This window comes from Bacillus sp. L_1B0_5 (assembly GCF_000836715.1).
GTDB classification, from domain to species: Bacteria; Bacillota; Bacilli; order Bacillales; family Bacillaceae_G; genus Bacillus_A; species Bacillus_A thuringiensis_S.
This window is the reverse complement of record NZ_JXIS01000039.1, coordinates 69961-85814: the sequence shown is the minus strand read 5'-3', so window position 1 is coordinate 85814 and position 15854 is coordinate 69961. Positions and strand designations below refer to the sequence as shown.

Here is a 15854-nt window from a genome sequence, read left to right as displayed (position 1 = left end):
ATAAGGCTTTCAAATAGTATGAGAAGGGGAGATTATATGAGTCATTATAAAGAAGAGCAACAACGTGTCAATGTAGTCATTGAAAAAGTAGATGAAGAACTGAAAGAGCTTGATGTCCGAGTTGGATCGGTGAAGTCTGAAATTGTTAGTATTAGAAAAAACTTTTGGGAAGATGTAAAAGTAAATATAGATAATATTAAAGAAGCGGTTGAAACGGCGGCGAGTATTAGGCAAGAGGCAGAAGTTCTTGCTGAAAGAGAACATACACATCGTCATACGAAAAATGAATATAACCTTTTAACGAAAATAAAAGAAACGCCGTATTTTGGGCGGATTGATTTTAAAGAAGATGCTGAAGCGGATACCGATGAAATGTATATTGGTATCGGCTCTTTTTATGATAAAGAAAGTGATGAGTTTTTAGTATATGATTGGCGGGCACCTATTTCGAGTCTTTATTATGATTACACTTTAGGAAGGGCACAGTATAAAGCGCCTATTGGTACGATTTCAGGCGATTTGCTTCTAAAACGTCAATACATGATTCGAAACGGAACGATTCAAAGTATGTTTGATACAGGTGTGACGATAGGTGATGAATTATTACAAGAAGTACTTGGACGCAATGCAAGTGAACAAATGAAAAGTATTGTAGCGACAATACAAAGGGAACAAAATCAAATTATTCGAAATGATAAAAGTGATGTGTTAATTGTGCAAGGGACTGCTGGGAGTGGGAAAACTTCAGCAGCACTGCAGCGTGTTGCTTATTTATTGTATCGTTACCGCGGGATAGTTCATGCGGATCAAATTTTACTGTTTTCTCCGAATGAGTTGTTCAATAGTTATATCGCGAATGTTTTACCAGAGCTTGGGGAAGAGAATATGCAACAAACGACTTTCCAATCGTATGTGGAACATATGATTGGAAAAAGCTTTACTGTAGAAGATTCATTCGCGCAGTTAGAATACGTTTTAACGAAAAAGCATGAAAGTACGTATGAAACTAGAGTGAAAGGAATTCGGTATAAATCCTCAGTTGAATTTATGGGACTACTTGAGAAATACGCGAGAAGCTTAAGTGAAAAAGGTTTACACTTTCATGATGTTACATGTAAAGGTGAAGTGCTCATAGAGGCAAAATCCATATGTGAATATTTTTATAGTTTAGATATTTCTATTGCTATACCGAATCGAATGCAACTTACAATGGAATGGATTCTTCAGAAGTTACATGAATTTGAAAAGATAGAAGCGAAAAAAGATTGGGTGGAACGAGAAATTCAGTATTTAAATAAAGAAGATTACAATCGCTTATATGAAAAATTAGAGAAAGATAATCAATTTAATTATTATGAGAAGGAACATGAGCTATTAACGAAATATGTAGTGAAGAAACATTTTCGTTCGTTACGTAGAAAGGTGAAAAAATATGCTTTTATAAATCATACTGCGATTTTTGAGCAGTTATTTGAAAGCATTCAGAAAGATCTTTTCGTACCAAATTGTTGGGAAGATATATGTAAGCAAACGGTGAAGCGTTTGAAGAACAAACAACTAGCAAATGAAGATGCTACGCCGTATTTGTTTTTAAAAGAATTACTGGAAGGGTTTAAAACGAATCATCTTGTGAAGTTTGTATTCGTTGATGAAATGCAAGATTATACACCTTTTCAATTAGTATTTTTAAAACGACTATTTCCGAAGGTGAGATGGACGTTACTTGGTGATTGTAATCAAAATATTTTCTCTCATGATCTTAATAGAGAGAACAATATCGTCTCCACATTATTTGCAGATCGTAAGGTAGAAATAGTCCAGCTTAACCGTAGTTATCGATCGACAAAACCGATAATTGAATTTACAAAGTGTATGATTTCAAATGGAAATGATATTGAAGCTTTTAACAGGGCTGGTAAGAAGCCCGTTTATATACAAGTAAGTGATGAACGAGAGCGTGTAGAGAATATGGTGCTTAAGGTGAAAGAGTTAAAAGAAAAAGAACATAAAACAATTGCAATCATTTGTAAAACAAATGAAGAATGTATGAAAGTGATAGGGCTAATAGGGGATACATTACATGCCCATCTTATGCAACAAGAGAATACAACTTATGAGAAAGGCGTTGTTGTTATTCCAGCTTATTTGGCGAAAGGGATAGAGTTTGATGCTGTTATTATATTTGATGCTTCTAAATCCAGCTACTATAGAGAGTCTGAACGCAATTTGTTTTACACAGCATGTACGAGGGCTATGCATGAATTATATGTATATTATGCTGGAGAACTAACGGAATTCCTGACGCATGTTACAGAAAAATTATATATAAGGGAGAAATGTTAGATGACGAATCAATATAATATTTTTCAAAATTGTAGTAAGGAAGTTGCGTTGGTATTACCAATTCCGAAGTATGTAAAATTAGTACGGGAACATAATGAATTACGTGACGGTGTGAATGTTGCCATTCAGCGTTATCAAGCAGAGGAGCCGTTACATTACGGCGGTGCTCACATTACAATTATTACTTCTCAAAATGGTAAGCGTTTATTAAGCTATACGAGTATGATGCCGGTATACGCTAATACATTACCTCATAAAGATGAGGCGGAAAAAATAGCGATGGATGTAATGGAAAAGGTTGATCAACAATATGCAAGTGGTTTAACTTTACTACGCATAGAAAAACAAACGAGACAGTATAAAGAGGAAAGGGAAATTGTTACTTTCCCTGTTTTGTGGGTGAAAATGATGCATCATAACGGCAGTTTCAACTGGGTAACCATTGGCGGAGAAGGACAAATCATTGAATTTGAGCGCGAAGTACGCTGGGATTATATGATGAGCCGCCGTCAGACAGAAATGTGGTATTACGATGATTGGGTATTGGCGCGTACGGGGAAAGGGCCACAATTAATGGCGCCAGCTGCTTTAGCGTAAAGATTATCTCTTAAAATAATATTCACAAATTTCAATAGGTTTGATATGATTAAATTCGACAAGTTAATAGAGGCCGGAGATATTTGAGAAAAGCCATAAATTTATTTAAGGATACAGGAGTGTATTCTAAATAATTTATGGCTTTTTTTATTGAATGAACCGTGCATAATAGGGAGTTACATGTGAAAAGGAGGGCTATAGAGATTAAATAGGATAATACTAGTTTTCTATATTAAATAATATAGAGAAAGTATAATTGTAAGATTGGAATTTTAATATAGGTTTATAAAAATAATGAAAGTATGTTTTCTATTTCGTGTAAATCTCATTAGCTTGTTGAAATTTGCAACGTAGGAAGGGTTTGAAGGATGAGAAAAATTATTAGCGTATTAGTTATTTTCTTTACGATGGGAAGCATCTTTGCTGGGGGAGCTGTTCATGCAAAGTCAGAAGGAAAGCATGAGTGGAATACGAATAAGTTTTTAAATATTGCACATCGCGGAGCAAGTGGACATGCACCTGAGCATACTTTTGCTTCTTATGATTTAGTGAAAAAAATGAAAGCGGATTATTTAGAGTTAGATATTCAATTAACAAAGGATGGTCAATTAATTGCAATGCATGATACAGCAGTTGATCGCACTACAAATGGAACAGGCGAAGTACGTGATAAAACGTTAAGCGAAATAAAGAGTTTAGATGCTGGATCATGGTTTAATAAAGCGTATCCAGAAAAGGCTAAGCAAGAGTATGTTGGGCAAAAGGTTCCAACTCTTGAAGAAATCTTCCAAAAGTATGGAAGAAGTATGAAGTATTATATTGAAACAAAATCACCAGATGTGTATCCAGGAATGGAAGAGAAATTGTTGGCGTTGTTACAAAAATATAATTTAGTAGGTCAAAACATGTCTTCTAGCCGTGTTATGATTCAATCATTTAGTAAAGATAGTTTGAAAAAGATTCATAGTATGAATGAAAATATTCCGTTAGTTCAATTGCTTTGGTATTATCCAAATGAAAACAATGAAATTGTCGAATGGTCTGGCATTACACATGAACCGAAAAGTGTAACAAATGATGATTTTCAAGAAATTAAAAAGTATGCAGCTGGTATTGGACCAAACTTACGTAATGATAACGGAGAACTAATTATTGATGAGTCATATATGAAAATGGCTAGGAAAAATGGACTGTTAATTCACCCTTATACAATTAACGAGAAACCAGATATGAGACTGTTAATCAAATGGGGTGCTACAGGAATGTTTACAAATTATCCGGATCGATTACATAGTGTATTGAAGGAAAAATAAGTGGAAAAGGGTATACCAGTGTTTTAGGTATACCTTTTTAATTTAACTCCCCAATAAACAGAATCTCTTTTTCATAGCATTCATCTTCATCATAAATAATTTCTTGAAAGTGAAGCGTTTTGAAGGAATGACAAACTGACATTTCCCATGTCTTCCCAAAATCAATTTCATTTGAAAGAAGAATCCATTTTTGAAATTCACTATTTCTATTAAAGAAATTATGAAAGTAGTCCTCATTTTTAAATATAATGATTTGCGAATCCCACAAATTATTTATAGAAATCAAAACAACAACTCGATATGTATGTGTATCGCTCGGTTTCATATTTATTAAATGATTTGCTTGATTTAATAAGGTTTGAATACATAATCGCTTTACTTTTCTAGGTGTTTTACGAGAGTCAATAAAAGCTTGCGAAACTGGCAATAGCATATTCCAATATTCATCGTTATAGAAAGTAGAAGGGAACGTTTTTGTATGTTCCTCAATTCGCTTTATCATAGTGTTTGTTTTTCGTTTCATACCACGTATTTTCTTTTCACGCATTGAGAGTCATCTCCATAAATTTTTGTAATGCAGCAGAGTGATATATATCTTTTCTAGTAATAAAAGTAGTAGGAACTTTTTTGAAGCTATTTGGCAAAGGATTGAATGATATGTCATGTTTATGACCATTTAAAATAGACTTCATCATAATTGCTACGCCCATACCTGATTTTACACATGCGAGTATCGCTTCAATTGTTCCAAACTCTAATACTCGTTTAGGTGAAATTCCTTCTTCTTGAAGCCAATTTTCTAATAAATTTCTATAATAGCACCCGTGACTAAATGCAAGTAAATTCATGTCTCCTATGTCTTTAAAGGAAGATAAAGGCTTTTTGCTAATGAGAACTAATTCTTCTTCATGAAATATATTTGTATGAAGTTCAGCATGCTGAGTGGTTCCAGCGATAAACGCCCCGTCTAGTTTTCGTTCTAATACAAGTCTAATCAATTGTTCCGTCGTATTTGATTCTAAAATCAATTCGACTTTTGGGTATTCCTCATAATAGGCCGTTAATATAGATGGAAGTCTTACAGCGGTTGTAGATTCTGTACATCCAATTTTTAAAGTGCCCCTTGGTTCGATCCCATTACTTTGAACTGCTTTAACAGATTGATCCATTAAGTGGATAATTTGTTTAGCGTATGTTAATAAAATCTCACCGTTAGAAGTTAAAGTTACACCTTTTCCGTTTCGGTAAAATAAAGGTACACCTAGTTCATTTTCTAGTTGTTTTATACGCATTGTTACGCCAGACTGTACATAGTTTAAATTTTTAGCTGCGTGAGATATGTTTTTTTCTTTCGCAACTTCGTAAAATACAGTTAAATCTTTTATATCCAAGTATCATCCCTCCATAAAAGGTATCATTTTTTTTGATGGATTACATGATAAATCTTTATTTTATATGATATCAGAACTTTCATACAATGGAAGGGGATGGAGGGATTATTGTGTTAATGGAAGAAAGGATGAATGGTACTTATAAGTGGGTTATGTTAATTTTTGCGACAGTTGCTCAAACAACAGCGACACTTATAACGTATGGTGTTGGAGCATTTGCTTTATTTTGGAAAGAAGAATATGCACTTACGAATACGGAGAGTGGATTGTTAGTAAGTGTTGTAAATATAGGACCGCTATTTTGTATGCTTTTTGTTGGGCGGCTACTTGATCAATACAATGAAAAGTTGTTAATTTCGATAAGTTTATTTTTACTAGGGGTTTCGTTTTTACTGACTAATATGGTCAATGGATTTAATGGGTTACTCTTTGTACTTTTATTAGTAGGAACGTTTTATAGTGTTTCGCAGCCAGGAGGAAGTAAGGTGATAATGAAGTGGTTCTCAAAAGAAAATCGCGGGTTAGCGATGGGGATTAGACAAGCCGGTATACCGATTGGTGGTACATTAGCGGGAGTATTGATCCCGTTTCTTACAATAAAATATAATATGGCCTATGCGGTAAATAGCATTGCATGCATTTGTATAATTGGAGGGTTTTTATTTTTTATATTTTATAAGGAACCATATATTCAAGAGAAAGTTAAACAAGAACGTAGTAAACTTTCTTTTTGGATGCAGTTAAAAGAAGTGATGTGTAAAAAAGAGTTGTATGCAATTTATATAACTGGTATTTGTATGATTTCATTGCAAATGGTGTTAGTTGGACATTTTATAAAATTTTTAGTAACAGAACAATCAATTACACCAATTTTAGCCGGAAAAGTATTTTCCGTTATGTTCTTTTCTGGAATGGTTGGTAGGGTTATATTAGCAGCTACTAGTGATTTGTTTTATAAGGGGAATCGGCGGACCCCTTTATTTATAACTGTTTGTATTTCTATTTTCTTCATTCTAATATTAGTAATGAGCATACATACAATAACGAATGTATTGTATGGTGTAAGTGCATTGTTAGGGTTCTTTTCAATTGGATGGTTTAGTCTTTTTATAGCTGAAGTTTCAGAATCAGCAAGTGAAAAATCGGTAGGGATGACAGTGAGTTTTGCACTTACATTAAATCAAATTGCCATTATTGTTGCGCCTGCTTTATTTGGTTATATTGTAGATAAGAAGGGATATACGTACGCGTGGTTATGCATAGTTGTATTACTAACTATTTCAGCGGTTAGCTTATATAGGAAGTATAGAAAATGAAGGAATGTTAGCAATGTAAATTTTTTATGAAGAAAGTCTAAAGAAATGTTGAATGAGCGACATTTCTTTTTTTATTTGTTGTATAATCAAAATGTAAATGAGATTCGTTTTCAATTTCGTTCATTACCTCTTTTGAAATTACCTGTAATTTTAGCCATAATTAGCTGTTTTTCTTTATCGTTATTTGCATGATTTATTTTATTTAAAAATTTTTCAGCATCATTTCCTTTTAATGTCATAATTTGTTTTCCGTAATATTCAATTGATACAATGTTGTTTTTTGTTATCCGATAATGAAACATCTTATCATCTAAACGATTGCGTTTATCGGTATTTTTCATATTACATCTCCATTCTTTTTAGTATATAACAAATGTTACAAAAGAATTTGAAATTATAGTGTAATGCATCCGATTGTATGTTGGAAATTTTGCAAGAAAGAAATACAATAGAGAGTAGTAAAAATTGAAAATGAGAAAAAGGAATCTAGTTTTAACAGAGTGAATATTAAATAATATTATAATATACTTGATAATTAAAAGATATAAAATAGAATGGATCTACGTTAAGTGAAACTAGATAAAAGAGGGTTCCTAGTATGTTAAAGAAATGGTTAATCGTTTTCTTTATTTTTGCTGTTTTTTGTGGAAGTGTTGTTACACTAATACATGCAAATAAAGGAAAAAAATATGATGCAAAGGCATTTTCTAATGTAAATAGTAAGCAAAAAGATGTTAAGCAGGAAGTTGATGCGAATGAGAAAAAGCGTTATGAAATTGCAGCTGGAAAACTAGATCAGTACTTAAAAGATAAAGGATTTAATGGGAGTGTTCTTGTAGCAAGTAAAGATCATGTCATTTTACGAAAAGGCTACGGTTATGCGAATGTGAAAGATCAAGTATTAACGACGCCAAGAACGAAATATCGCATTGGGTCTATTACGAAAACAGTAGTTGCAATATCTATTATGCAACTAAAAGAAAAAGGGAAGTTGAACATTGAAGACAATGTAAATAAATATATCCCATCGTTTCCGGCAGATAAAAACATTACGTTACGAAACTTGTTAACACATACGTCTGGATTACCAGAACAGGGACAAGGTAGTGTTGACGCAGCATCACGGTTAAAATTAGTAACATGGATTGGGGCACAAACGTTACAATTTCCAGCAGGGACAGGATGGAAATATACAGATTATAATTATATGGTGCTTGCATATATTGTAGAAAAAATATCGAATAAACCACTTGCTGAATATGTGAAAGAAAATATTTTGACTCCTGTTGAAATGCATGAATCTGGAATGGGCGCAACACTCCCAGAAGATATTTTCTTAGCAGAAGGGTATACGAAAAAAGATAATAAGTTAATAGCCACGCCTCGCTTAAAAATGAACTGGCTGTATGGTTGTGGTGAAATGTATACGACTGTTGAAGATATGAAAAAGTTAGATGAAGCTATTATGGATGGTAAACTACTTTCTAAACAAAGTGTATCAGATATGTTTTCTGCATCACCTGCAAGAAAATATGGATTTAGTTTCTATATTTACCCAGATTATTATCATAACCACGGTGTATTAGCTGGCTGGAACACTTTTAATAATTTTAACTGGGATAAACGAACGTTTGTCATATTATTTTCTAACGTCCAAAATGGTATGAATGATGCATTTAATCAAGAATTTAGGAAAATGGCGAATGATTTAATAGAAGGAAAATAATTATAAAAAATCGGTATTGATATGTAATTATCAATACCGATTTTTTTATTTTGTAAAGTTTTACTTACTGAATAAAGTGAAACTTTAATCAATGGGGTGTGTTCATCTCCCACCTAACTTCTTTGCTTCCGCTGAATTTTGAGGTGGGGGTCTTACTGCCCATAAATAGCGGGATAAATAGGTGAAAAAGGTGATTGGCATTTGAATAAATCTAAATAGGTAGTTAAATGATAAGTAATGCAAAGAATAATTGGTAATTTTTACATTGATAAAAAAGCTTGAGCTTCACACTATGTGAAGCTTTACATTATTGGAGACAAGAACAGGAGGTTGAAAAAATGAAAAAGGCAATAAAGTTTTGTTTAATAGCTACATTATCTACAACGATTATTAGTGGATGCTCTTTTGAGGGTAACAATGAAAATGTTAAAGGGAAAGAAGGAGAAAAAGTAGAGGTACAGAAAAATGCTGGGAAATATACGATGCCAGATGAAAAAGATAAACATGAAGGTACATGGCTGCAATGGCCACATGAGTACACATATGGCGAAGAGTATAAGCAGGAAGTTGAACCTATTTGGGTTAAGATGGCAAGTGCTTTAACTGAGGGTGAGAAAGTCCACATTGTTGCATATGACCAGGAAGAAAAAGAAAGAATCAATAAGCTTTTAACAGATGAAGGGTTAAATATGGAGAAGATTGATTTCTTTATCGCGCCTACTGATGATGTATGGGCAAGGGACAGTGGACCAATTTTTGTTTATGACAGCAACAAAAATCTCAAAATATTAGATCCAGCATTTAATGGTTGGGGGAAGAAGACACCTTATAAAAATGATGCTCAAATACGTAAGAATGTTAGTAAGCAATCAGGAATTGAAAGAATTGATTGGGGAAAATTTGTCCTTGAAGGCGGCGCAATTGAATTAGACAGCAATGGGACTGCGTTATTAACTCGAAGTGCGGTAACGAATAAAAATAGAAATCCTGATTTATCAGAAAAGGAAATTGAAAAATATATAAGTGATCTTGGGGTATCAAACTTTATTTGGTTAGATGGAGTACCTAATTTAGATATTACGGACTTTCATATTGATGGATTTGCTAAATTCCATAATAAATCTACCATTGTAACGATGAAAGAAGATGACCTAGCTGAATGGGGTTTATCCAATAAAGATATGGATACATTGTTAGATGCCAAAAATGCTTCAGGACAGAAATATAAGTATGAATACTTGCCGCTTAGTAAAGAAAAGGTTGCTTTAGAGAATGGAAAAACTCTCGATTATAAGGGATCGTATATCAATTATTATATTGGGAATACAGTTGTATTAGTGCCTAATTATAATGATCCGAATGATAAAATCGCAAACGATACGATTCAGAAGTTATACCCAGATCGTAAAGTAGTCGGTATTGATGTGAGAGAGTTGTATAAAAACGGCGGTATGATTCATTGTGTGACACAACAACAACCAATTGCATTGAAGTAATTAATTGTAATTTCGTTGTGCTGCTATATAGACAAAATAGGTGAAATCTTATCTTTACCTATTTTGTCGTTCCTTATTATTTGTAAAAATAAAAATTAAATATAATGATAATTGAATTGTAGTGTATGTTCGCTTTTCGTTTTATATGGTAAAGGAGAAAAATGTTTGTGTTAAAGAATTTTAAAATAGTGTTTTCGTATTTCCCTATCGTTTTACAGTACATTTTAAATGTAGCTTTAATTTGCTTAGGGGTTGTTCTAAGTGTATTTCTTATGAAAGAAGTCATTCAGTTTATACAAGAACTGAAATTGGATGGTAATGAATCTAGTTATCATTTAATTGATAGTATCGTCGTATTCTTTCTGTACTTCGAATTCATCGTAATGATTATAAAGTATTTTCAAATGAATTTTCATTTTCCATTACGATATTTTATATATATAGGTATAACAGCTATTGTTCGTCTTATTATTATAGATCACGATAGTCCGTTAGATTTATTGTTATATGCCTGTGCAATCTTTGTATTAATTAGTGCATTGTTCATTGCGAATTCTAAAATGATGCGTCGGGATTTAGAATAGTGAACATTTGTTGTTGAATTAAATAAGATATTTTATCTTTTTGAAAAAAGGAGTAACAGTATTGAAAGAAATAATCTTAACCAGCCTCATAATGATAGGGTTTATGATTCTATTATTTAATTGTATACTTTCATGATTTAAAAGAATAAAAGGTTAATAGAGAAAGAGGTTTTTGTAAATATGGTTCATTACAATAATCAAAATAGTTTACATCAAATATTTACATTAAAAGGGACAATTATAAGAGATATTTTCCCGCAAATCGTATTATATACGTGTATTTCAACGATAGTAGCTGTGATTAATTATTACTATACAGAAATAAATATAAATCAGACTCCTTGGGTAATCGTCGGAGGAGCTTTAGGATTACTATTAGTGTTTCGTACGAATACTGCCTATGATCGGTACTGGGAAGGTAGAAAGCTGTTTGGCACGATTGGTGCTTGTACTAGAAATTTAGCAATTAGTTTTTTGTGTCATTGGGATTCTAAAGGGAAGAGTATGGAGCAGGAAAAAATAAAATTTTTACATCTATTAATTGCATTTCCAAAGTTAGCGAAAGGACACTTGAGAGAGGAAAAAGATTTATCTGAAGTGAAATCATTGCTTGCTGTCTGTTCTGAGAAGGAAAAAGCATTTTTGGTTGAGTCCAATCATTTACCGATTAGTATAGTTTTTATGTTAAAAACTATACTATCAAAAGGTTTGAAAACGGGGCAAATTCATCCAAATGCGATAATTAGTATGGAAACGGATTTGAATACGTTACTTACATCTGTGGGGGGATGTGATCGTATCAAAACAACACCTATTCCTTTTGCATATTTTGCTCATATAAAAATTTTATTGATTATATTTTGTGCGACTTTACCGATTGGTCTTGTTGATAGTCTCGGATGGTTTACAGTACTTGCGACTACGTTTATAAGTTTTGCATTCATAGGTATTGAAGCAATAGGGGTTGAAATTGAAGATCCCTTTGGTCAGGATCCAAATGATCTTCCGCTAGAAGGAATTTGTATAGGAGTAGAAGCGCATTTAGTGAATCTATATAATCAAAACAATCTATTAGAAGCAATGGGTTTGAATCGTGATAAAAAAATCATTTAATCATTTATTGTTGTTTTAAAATAAGTTATTTAAAAAACTTGTCAAGAGTCAATTTAAGGCTTAACGTCAGCTTTATATTTTTTATATAAATATATAATATTTCTCCATGCTATAATCCATTCATGAAATGTACATGTTGCATGAGTTGTAATGAAAAAAGATATAAATTTAGGAATAGTTTGCTTTGTGAAATCAGTTATGTAACTACTATTAAAAAGCGAGGTAAATAATATGGAACAAAAACATAATGGCATTATTTTTACTGCAATACCAGACGAATCGAATGAATATTATCAACCATTTTATGAAGACTTGATTTACTTTAATGAATGTTTAAATGAAAAGAAATCAATTGCAGATCAACTTATATCTTTATCTGTTGAAGAACAAGACTTTCATACGAGCTGTTTTGAGTATGATGATATTTGGCTAAGAGATGTTGCACCGGTTGTCACAACTCATCTAGTTAAATTTAAATATAGACCAAATTATTTGCCGGATGATCAGGGGCGATATTTAGATCAACAGTTTAATAAATGGTTGAAAAAGAACGATTTTGAATATGTGAAATCCCCATTAATATTAGATGGTGGTAATCTTATTTGGAATAAAAAAGATACCGTAATATTAACAGAACGTATATTTGATGATAACGATGATTGGACAGAAGAGGAAATTATTGAGCAGTTAGAATGGGATTTAGATGTGAGTCGAGTTATTATTATTCCTGCTGAAGAAGGGGATGTACTAGCACACGCAGACGGAATGGTTAAATTTATTGATGAACATACAATGTTTATTAGTGATTTTTTAGGGGATCATGAATTTAGATATAGTGTTCAAGAGATTATTCAAGAACAAATGCCAGAAGCTGCATTTATAGTTGTTCCTTCATCATATACAGAGAAAGGACAATATGATCAAGAGATAGCATCGGCAAAAGGGTTGTATATAAATATGTTAGAATCATGTGATGCTCTTTATGTTCCTAAGTTTGGACTAGCTAAAGATGAGGAAGTTTTACGATATATTCAACAGTATACGGAGAAGCAAGTTATTCAAATTCATGTAGGAGAAATATCAACAATGGGAGGCGCAATGAATTGTTTAACATGGTATTGTCCAAGTCATTTGTTACCTTCAAAAATGAGAAGATTAAAAAATCAGAATGAAGATTTTTCAATGAAGAAGATTTTTGATTGGTTTTAATAAATAAGTAATGAAAAGAAAATATATTCAAGGAGTATTGATATGTATACCATCGCTGAGTTTTCTCGGATTTGTAAAATGAGTACGCGGATGTTAAGACATTATGACAAAGAGGAGATATTAAAACCGGCATATGTGAATCCGGTTAATGGGTATAGGTATTATGAACAAGGGCAGCTGGAAGTAGCGTTGAAAATCAAAAAGCTAAGGGAGTATAAATTTCCTCTTCCAAAAATTAAAATTGTTTTGCAGTCATCAGATCAAGATTCGTTTGTTCAACATATACAATCACAAATTATCGAGTTGTCTCATGAAGTGAAGCAAAATTTACAGGTTATTTCAGAAATGAATGAAATGGTAAAGGTGAATAGTAGTCTAAATATTGCTCGTCATAGAAATTACGATATATTAATGGGAATGAGGAATGAAGTAACGATAATTACTCAAAGAGTAAAAATAGATATAGATGATATGGATGATTATTTTTATGACTTATATGAAGAGGTACAAAAAAATGATTTTCAAATAGTCGGTTCGCCATCTGCAGTCTTTTATGATGAAGAATATATTCCAAGTAACAGTGATATTGAATTAAGAATCCCGGTTATGCAGGGGAATGATGAAGACGTAGTACAAGAATATGAAATGAAAAAACTAAGTCCACATCAAATCGTTACTACTATGCATTATGGAAGTTACGACTATATAGGTTACGCTTATATAGCGTTAGAAGAATGGGTTGAAAAAAATGGGTATGTAATAGTTAATTCGCCATATGAGGTTTATATAAAGGGACCTGAATGTGATTGTTTAGCAGAAGAGTATGTGACACAAATTTGTTTTTTAGTTACGAAAATAGAATGAGAATAAGGATTGACATTAACATTATGTCAATCCTTATTCTATGTACGAAAGCAATTTATCATAATAAAAAGGAGAGAGAATATGAGAAGGACAATCATGATTATTTGTCTGGTTCTAAGTATGGTATGGATTTCGGCATGTACTTCTAGAGTAGGAGAAGGTGAGAGTGGTAGCGCTGTACTACCTAATCAGTTACCTGAAAATGTAGTGTTTAAAAATGGTACAATCTATACTTCAAATGAAAAGCAAGATATCGTAGAGGCTGTAGCCGTTAAAGCGGGGAAAATTACATTTGTTGGTTCAAACAAGGATGTAGAGGCATTTATAAATGAAGATACGAAAGTGGTGGATTTACAAGGACGTTTTATCCTCCCTGGTTTTGTGGACAATCATAATCATATATTTGAAGCGAAATCACCAGCAGCAGGAAATTGTAGTGTTTCATCAGATGCTTCTCTGCAAAAACAACGCTCGTATTTAAAGGCTTGTAAAAAAGGTGTGAAAGATGGCGAATGGATAAGTGGAACGGGATTCAGTTTGGAAGAGCTGTTAAAAGATATGGACGAAAAATCAGAACAACAAACCCCATTACAAGTTCTTGATGAGTTATTTCCTAATAATCCAGTATTAATTATGGAAAGAACGTCCCATTCTGTATGGGTTAATTCAAAGGCACTCGAGTTAGCTGGAATAAATAAAGATACGAAAGATCCACAAGGTGGAAGGATTATTCGGGATTCCGAGACAGGAGAACCGTTTGGTATTCTTTATGATACAGCAGGAGATATCGTGATGGAAAAAGCATGGAACTCTCAACCAAATCTCTTTGAAAAAAATTATGAAGGTTTGTTAGACGGTTTAGATGAGGTTGCGAAGAATGGTATTACTACAGTTGGTGATGGACGTCTTTATTGGAAGCGAGGTTGGTTAGAAGTTTGGAATAAAGTAAATGACGAAAAAAAGCTAACAACGCGAGTAGTACTTCGTCCATGGGTATATCCAAATTTAAATGAAACAGAACAAATGGAGTATTTCCAAAAAATTAAACGTGATGATCTGTCATCCCGCATGCTTATTAATCAAGTGAAAATGTATAGTGATGGAATTAGTATTAATAGTACTGCAAAAACACTAGAAAAATATAAATTTGAGTGGTTTAAAGGAACCCCGTATGGCTTGAACTATATTCCGGAAGAAAAAATGAAATGGTGGTTAACAGAGCTTAATAAAATTGGTTACGGTGCACTCATTCACACAATTGGTGATGGTGGGGTAAGAGAGAGTTTAAATGCGATTGAAGCAGCGAAAAAAGAAGGCGCAAAACAGCCGTATACACTTACGCATGTGGAAATGGTAGAAGATAGTGATATAGATCGTTTTGCTAAATTAGGTATTAGCGCTGATTTTCAAGTAGGTCATGATTTTGCGGAAGATTCAAAACAAAGCTGGGCAAGTACGTATTTTACAAATCAGCAAATGAAACGAATTATGCCGTTAGGGCGAATTTGGAAAACCGGTGCGAATGTATCACTTAGTAGTGATTGGGATGTAAATGAACTGAATCCGCTTGTGACGATTTCGAATGCATTAAGCATTGATGAAAAGGGTTTGTCTGATGTATACGCAGCTATTGATGCTTATACAATTAAGCCAGCGAAAGCATTAGGGCTTGATAATATAACTGGCTCGATAGAAGTTGGAAAGTCAGCTGATATGATACTACTAAATGAAGATATTACTAAAATGAGTGCCGATAAGATTCCAAATGCGAAAGTATTAGTGACGGTTTTACAAGGAGAAGTAGTGTATCACAAGGCGAAATAAAGAGTCACCTTATAAAGTTCCTACAAGTAAATGAAGATATTCCTGTTGACCTTAACACGATGTCAAAGTATAGACTGT

The 15854-nt window shown here is 32.9% G+C and carries 14 protein-coding genes; 11 read left to right on the top strand and 3 right to left on the bottom strand.

Annotated features, from left to right (window positions below; translation table 11 throughout):
- Window positions 1–36 precede the first annotated feature (36 nt).
- The 3 genes from helD to RT27_RS12500 all read left to right on the top strand — a co-directional run bounded on the left by helD (window position 37) and on the right by RT27_RS12500 (window position 4253).
- Window positions 37–2343 carry an RNA polymerase recycling motor HelD gene (gene helD, locus RT27_RS12510; protein ID WP_043936337.1) on the top strand — a complete coding sequence of 769 codons (2307 nt, stop codon included), beginning with the start codon at window positions 37–39 and terminating at the stop codon, window positions 2341–2343.
- Window positions 2344–2940 (top strand): hypothetical protein, encoded by a 597-nt coding sequence (locus tag RT27_RS12505; RefSeq protein WP_016080765.1) that lies wholly within the window; start codon window positions 2344–2346, stop codon window positions 2938–2940. It abuts the gene before it with no gap.
- A 368-nt stretch (window positions 2941–3308) separates the two neighbouring features.
- Window positions 3309–4253, top strand: coding sequence for a glycerophosphodiester phosphodiesterase (locus RT27_RS12500; protein ID WP_016080766.1), 945 nt, complete (start codon window positions 3309–3311; stop codon window positions 4251–4253).
- Between the two features lie 37 nt (window positions 4254–4290).
- Here RT27_RS12500 and RT27_RS12495 read toward each other — a convergent pair whose 3' ends face one another.
- A complete protein-coding gene (locus tag RT27_RS12495; protein ID WP_043936336.1) occupies window positions 4291–4800 on the bottom strand; it encodes a DUF3916 domain-containing protein in 510 nt (169 codons plus the stop codon).
- Window positions 4793–5644, bottom strand: a complete 852-nt coding sequence (locus tag RT27_RS12490) for a LysR family transcriptional regulator (protein WP_043936335.1) — start codon at window positions 5642–5644, stop codon at window positions 4793–4795. Before RT27_RS12490 ends, RT27_RS12495 begins: the two co-directional genes overlap by 8 nt.
- Before the next feature lie 86 nt (window positions 5645–5730).
- Between RT27_RS12490 and RT27_RS12485 the strand changes: the two genes are divergently transcribed.
- Window positions 5731–6960: an MFS transporter gene (locus tag RT27_RS12485; protein WP_043936334.1), complete on the top strand. Its 1230-nt coding sequence runs from the start codon at window positions 5731–5733 to the stop codon at window positions 6958–6960.
- 110 nt (window positions 6961–7070) lie between these two features.
- On the opposite strand, the gene RT27_RS12480 is transcribed toward RT27_RS12485, so the two are convergent.
- Window positions 7071–7301 (bottom strand): hypothetical protein, encoded by a 231-nt coding sequence (locus RT27_RS12480; protein ID WP_043936333.1) that lies wholly within the window; start codon window positions 7299–7301, stop codon window positions 7071–7073.
- 257 nt (window positions 7302–7558) lie between these two features.
- On the opposite strand from RT27_RS12480, the gene RT27_RS12475 reads away from it, so the two are divergent.
- From RT27_RS12475 to RT27_RS12445, 7 genes are all read left to right on the top strand, one after another.
- Entirely contained in the window at window positions 7559–8686 is a 1128-nt protein-coding gene (locus RT27_RS12475) for a serine hydrolase domain-containing protein (RefSeq protein WP_029442921.1), read from the top strand.
- Window positions 8687–9024: 338 nt separating this feature from the next.
- Window positions 9025–10182, top strand: coding sequence for an agmatine deiminase family protein (locus RT27_RS12470; RefSeq protein ID WP_016080772.1), 1158 nt, complete (start codon window positions 9025–9027; stop codon window positions 10180–10182).
- Between the two features lie 167 nt (window positions 10183–10349).
- Window positions 10350–10766, top strand: a complete 417-nt coding sequence (gene psiE, locus RT27_RS12465; protein WP_000916570.1) for a phosphate-starvation-inducible protein PsiE — start codon at window positions 10350–10352, stop codon at window positions 10764–10766.
- A gap of 180 nt (window positions 10767–10946) precedes the next feature.
- Window positions 10947–11879 carry a bestrophin family ion channel gene (locus RT27_RS12460; RefSeq protein ID WP_029442920.1) on the top strand — a complete coding sequence of 311 codons (933 nt, stop codon included), beginning with the start codon at window positions 10947–10949 and terminating at the stop codon, window positions 11877–11879.
- 231 nt (window positions 11880–12110) lie between these two features.
- Window positions 12111–13088: an agmatine deiminase family protein gene (locus RT27_RS12455; RefSeq protein WP_016080774.1), complete on the top strand. Its 978-nt coding sequence runs from the start codon at window positions 12111–12113 to the stop codon at window positions 13086–13088.
- A 42-nt stretch (window positions 13089–13130) separates the two neighbouring features.
- Complete coding sequence (locus tag RT27_RS12450) at window positions 13131–13952, top strand: MerR family transcriptional regulator (RefSeq protein ID WP_016080775.1); 822 nt, start codon at window positions 13131–13133, stop codon at window positions 13950–13952.
- An 81-nt stretch (window positions 13953–14033) separates the two neighbouring features.
- Complete coding sequence (locus RT27_RS12445) at window positions 14034–15776, top strand: amidohydrolase (RefSeq protein WP_043936332.1); 1743 nt, start codon at window positions 14034–14036, stop codon at window positions 15774–15776.
- Window positions 15777–15854 lie beyond the last annotated feature (78 nt).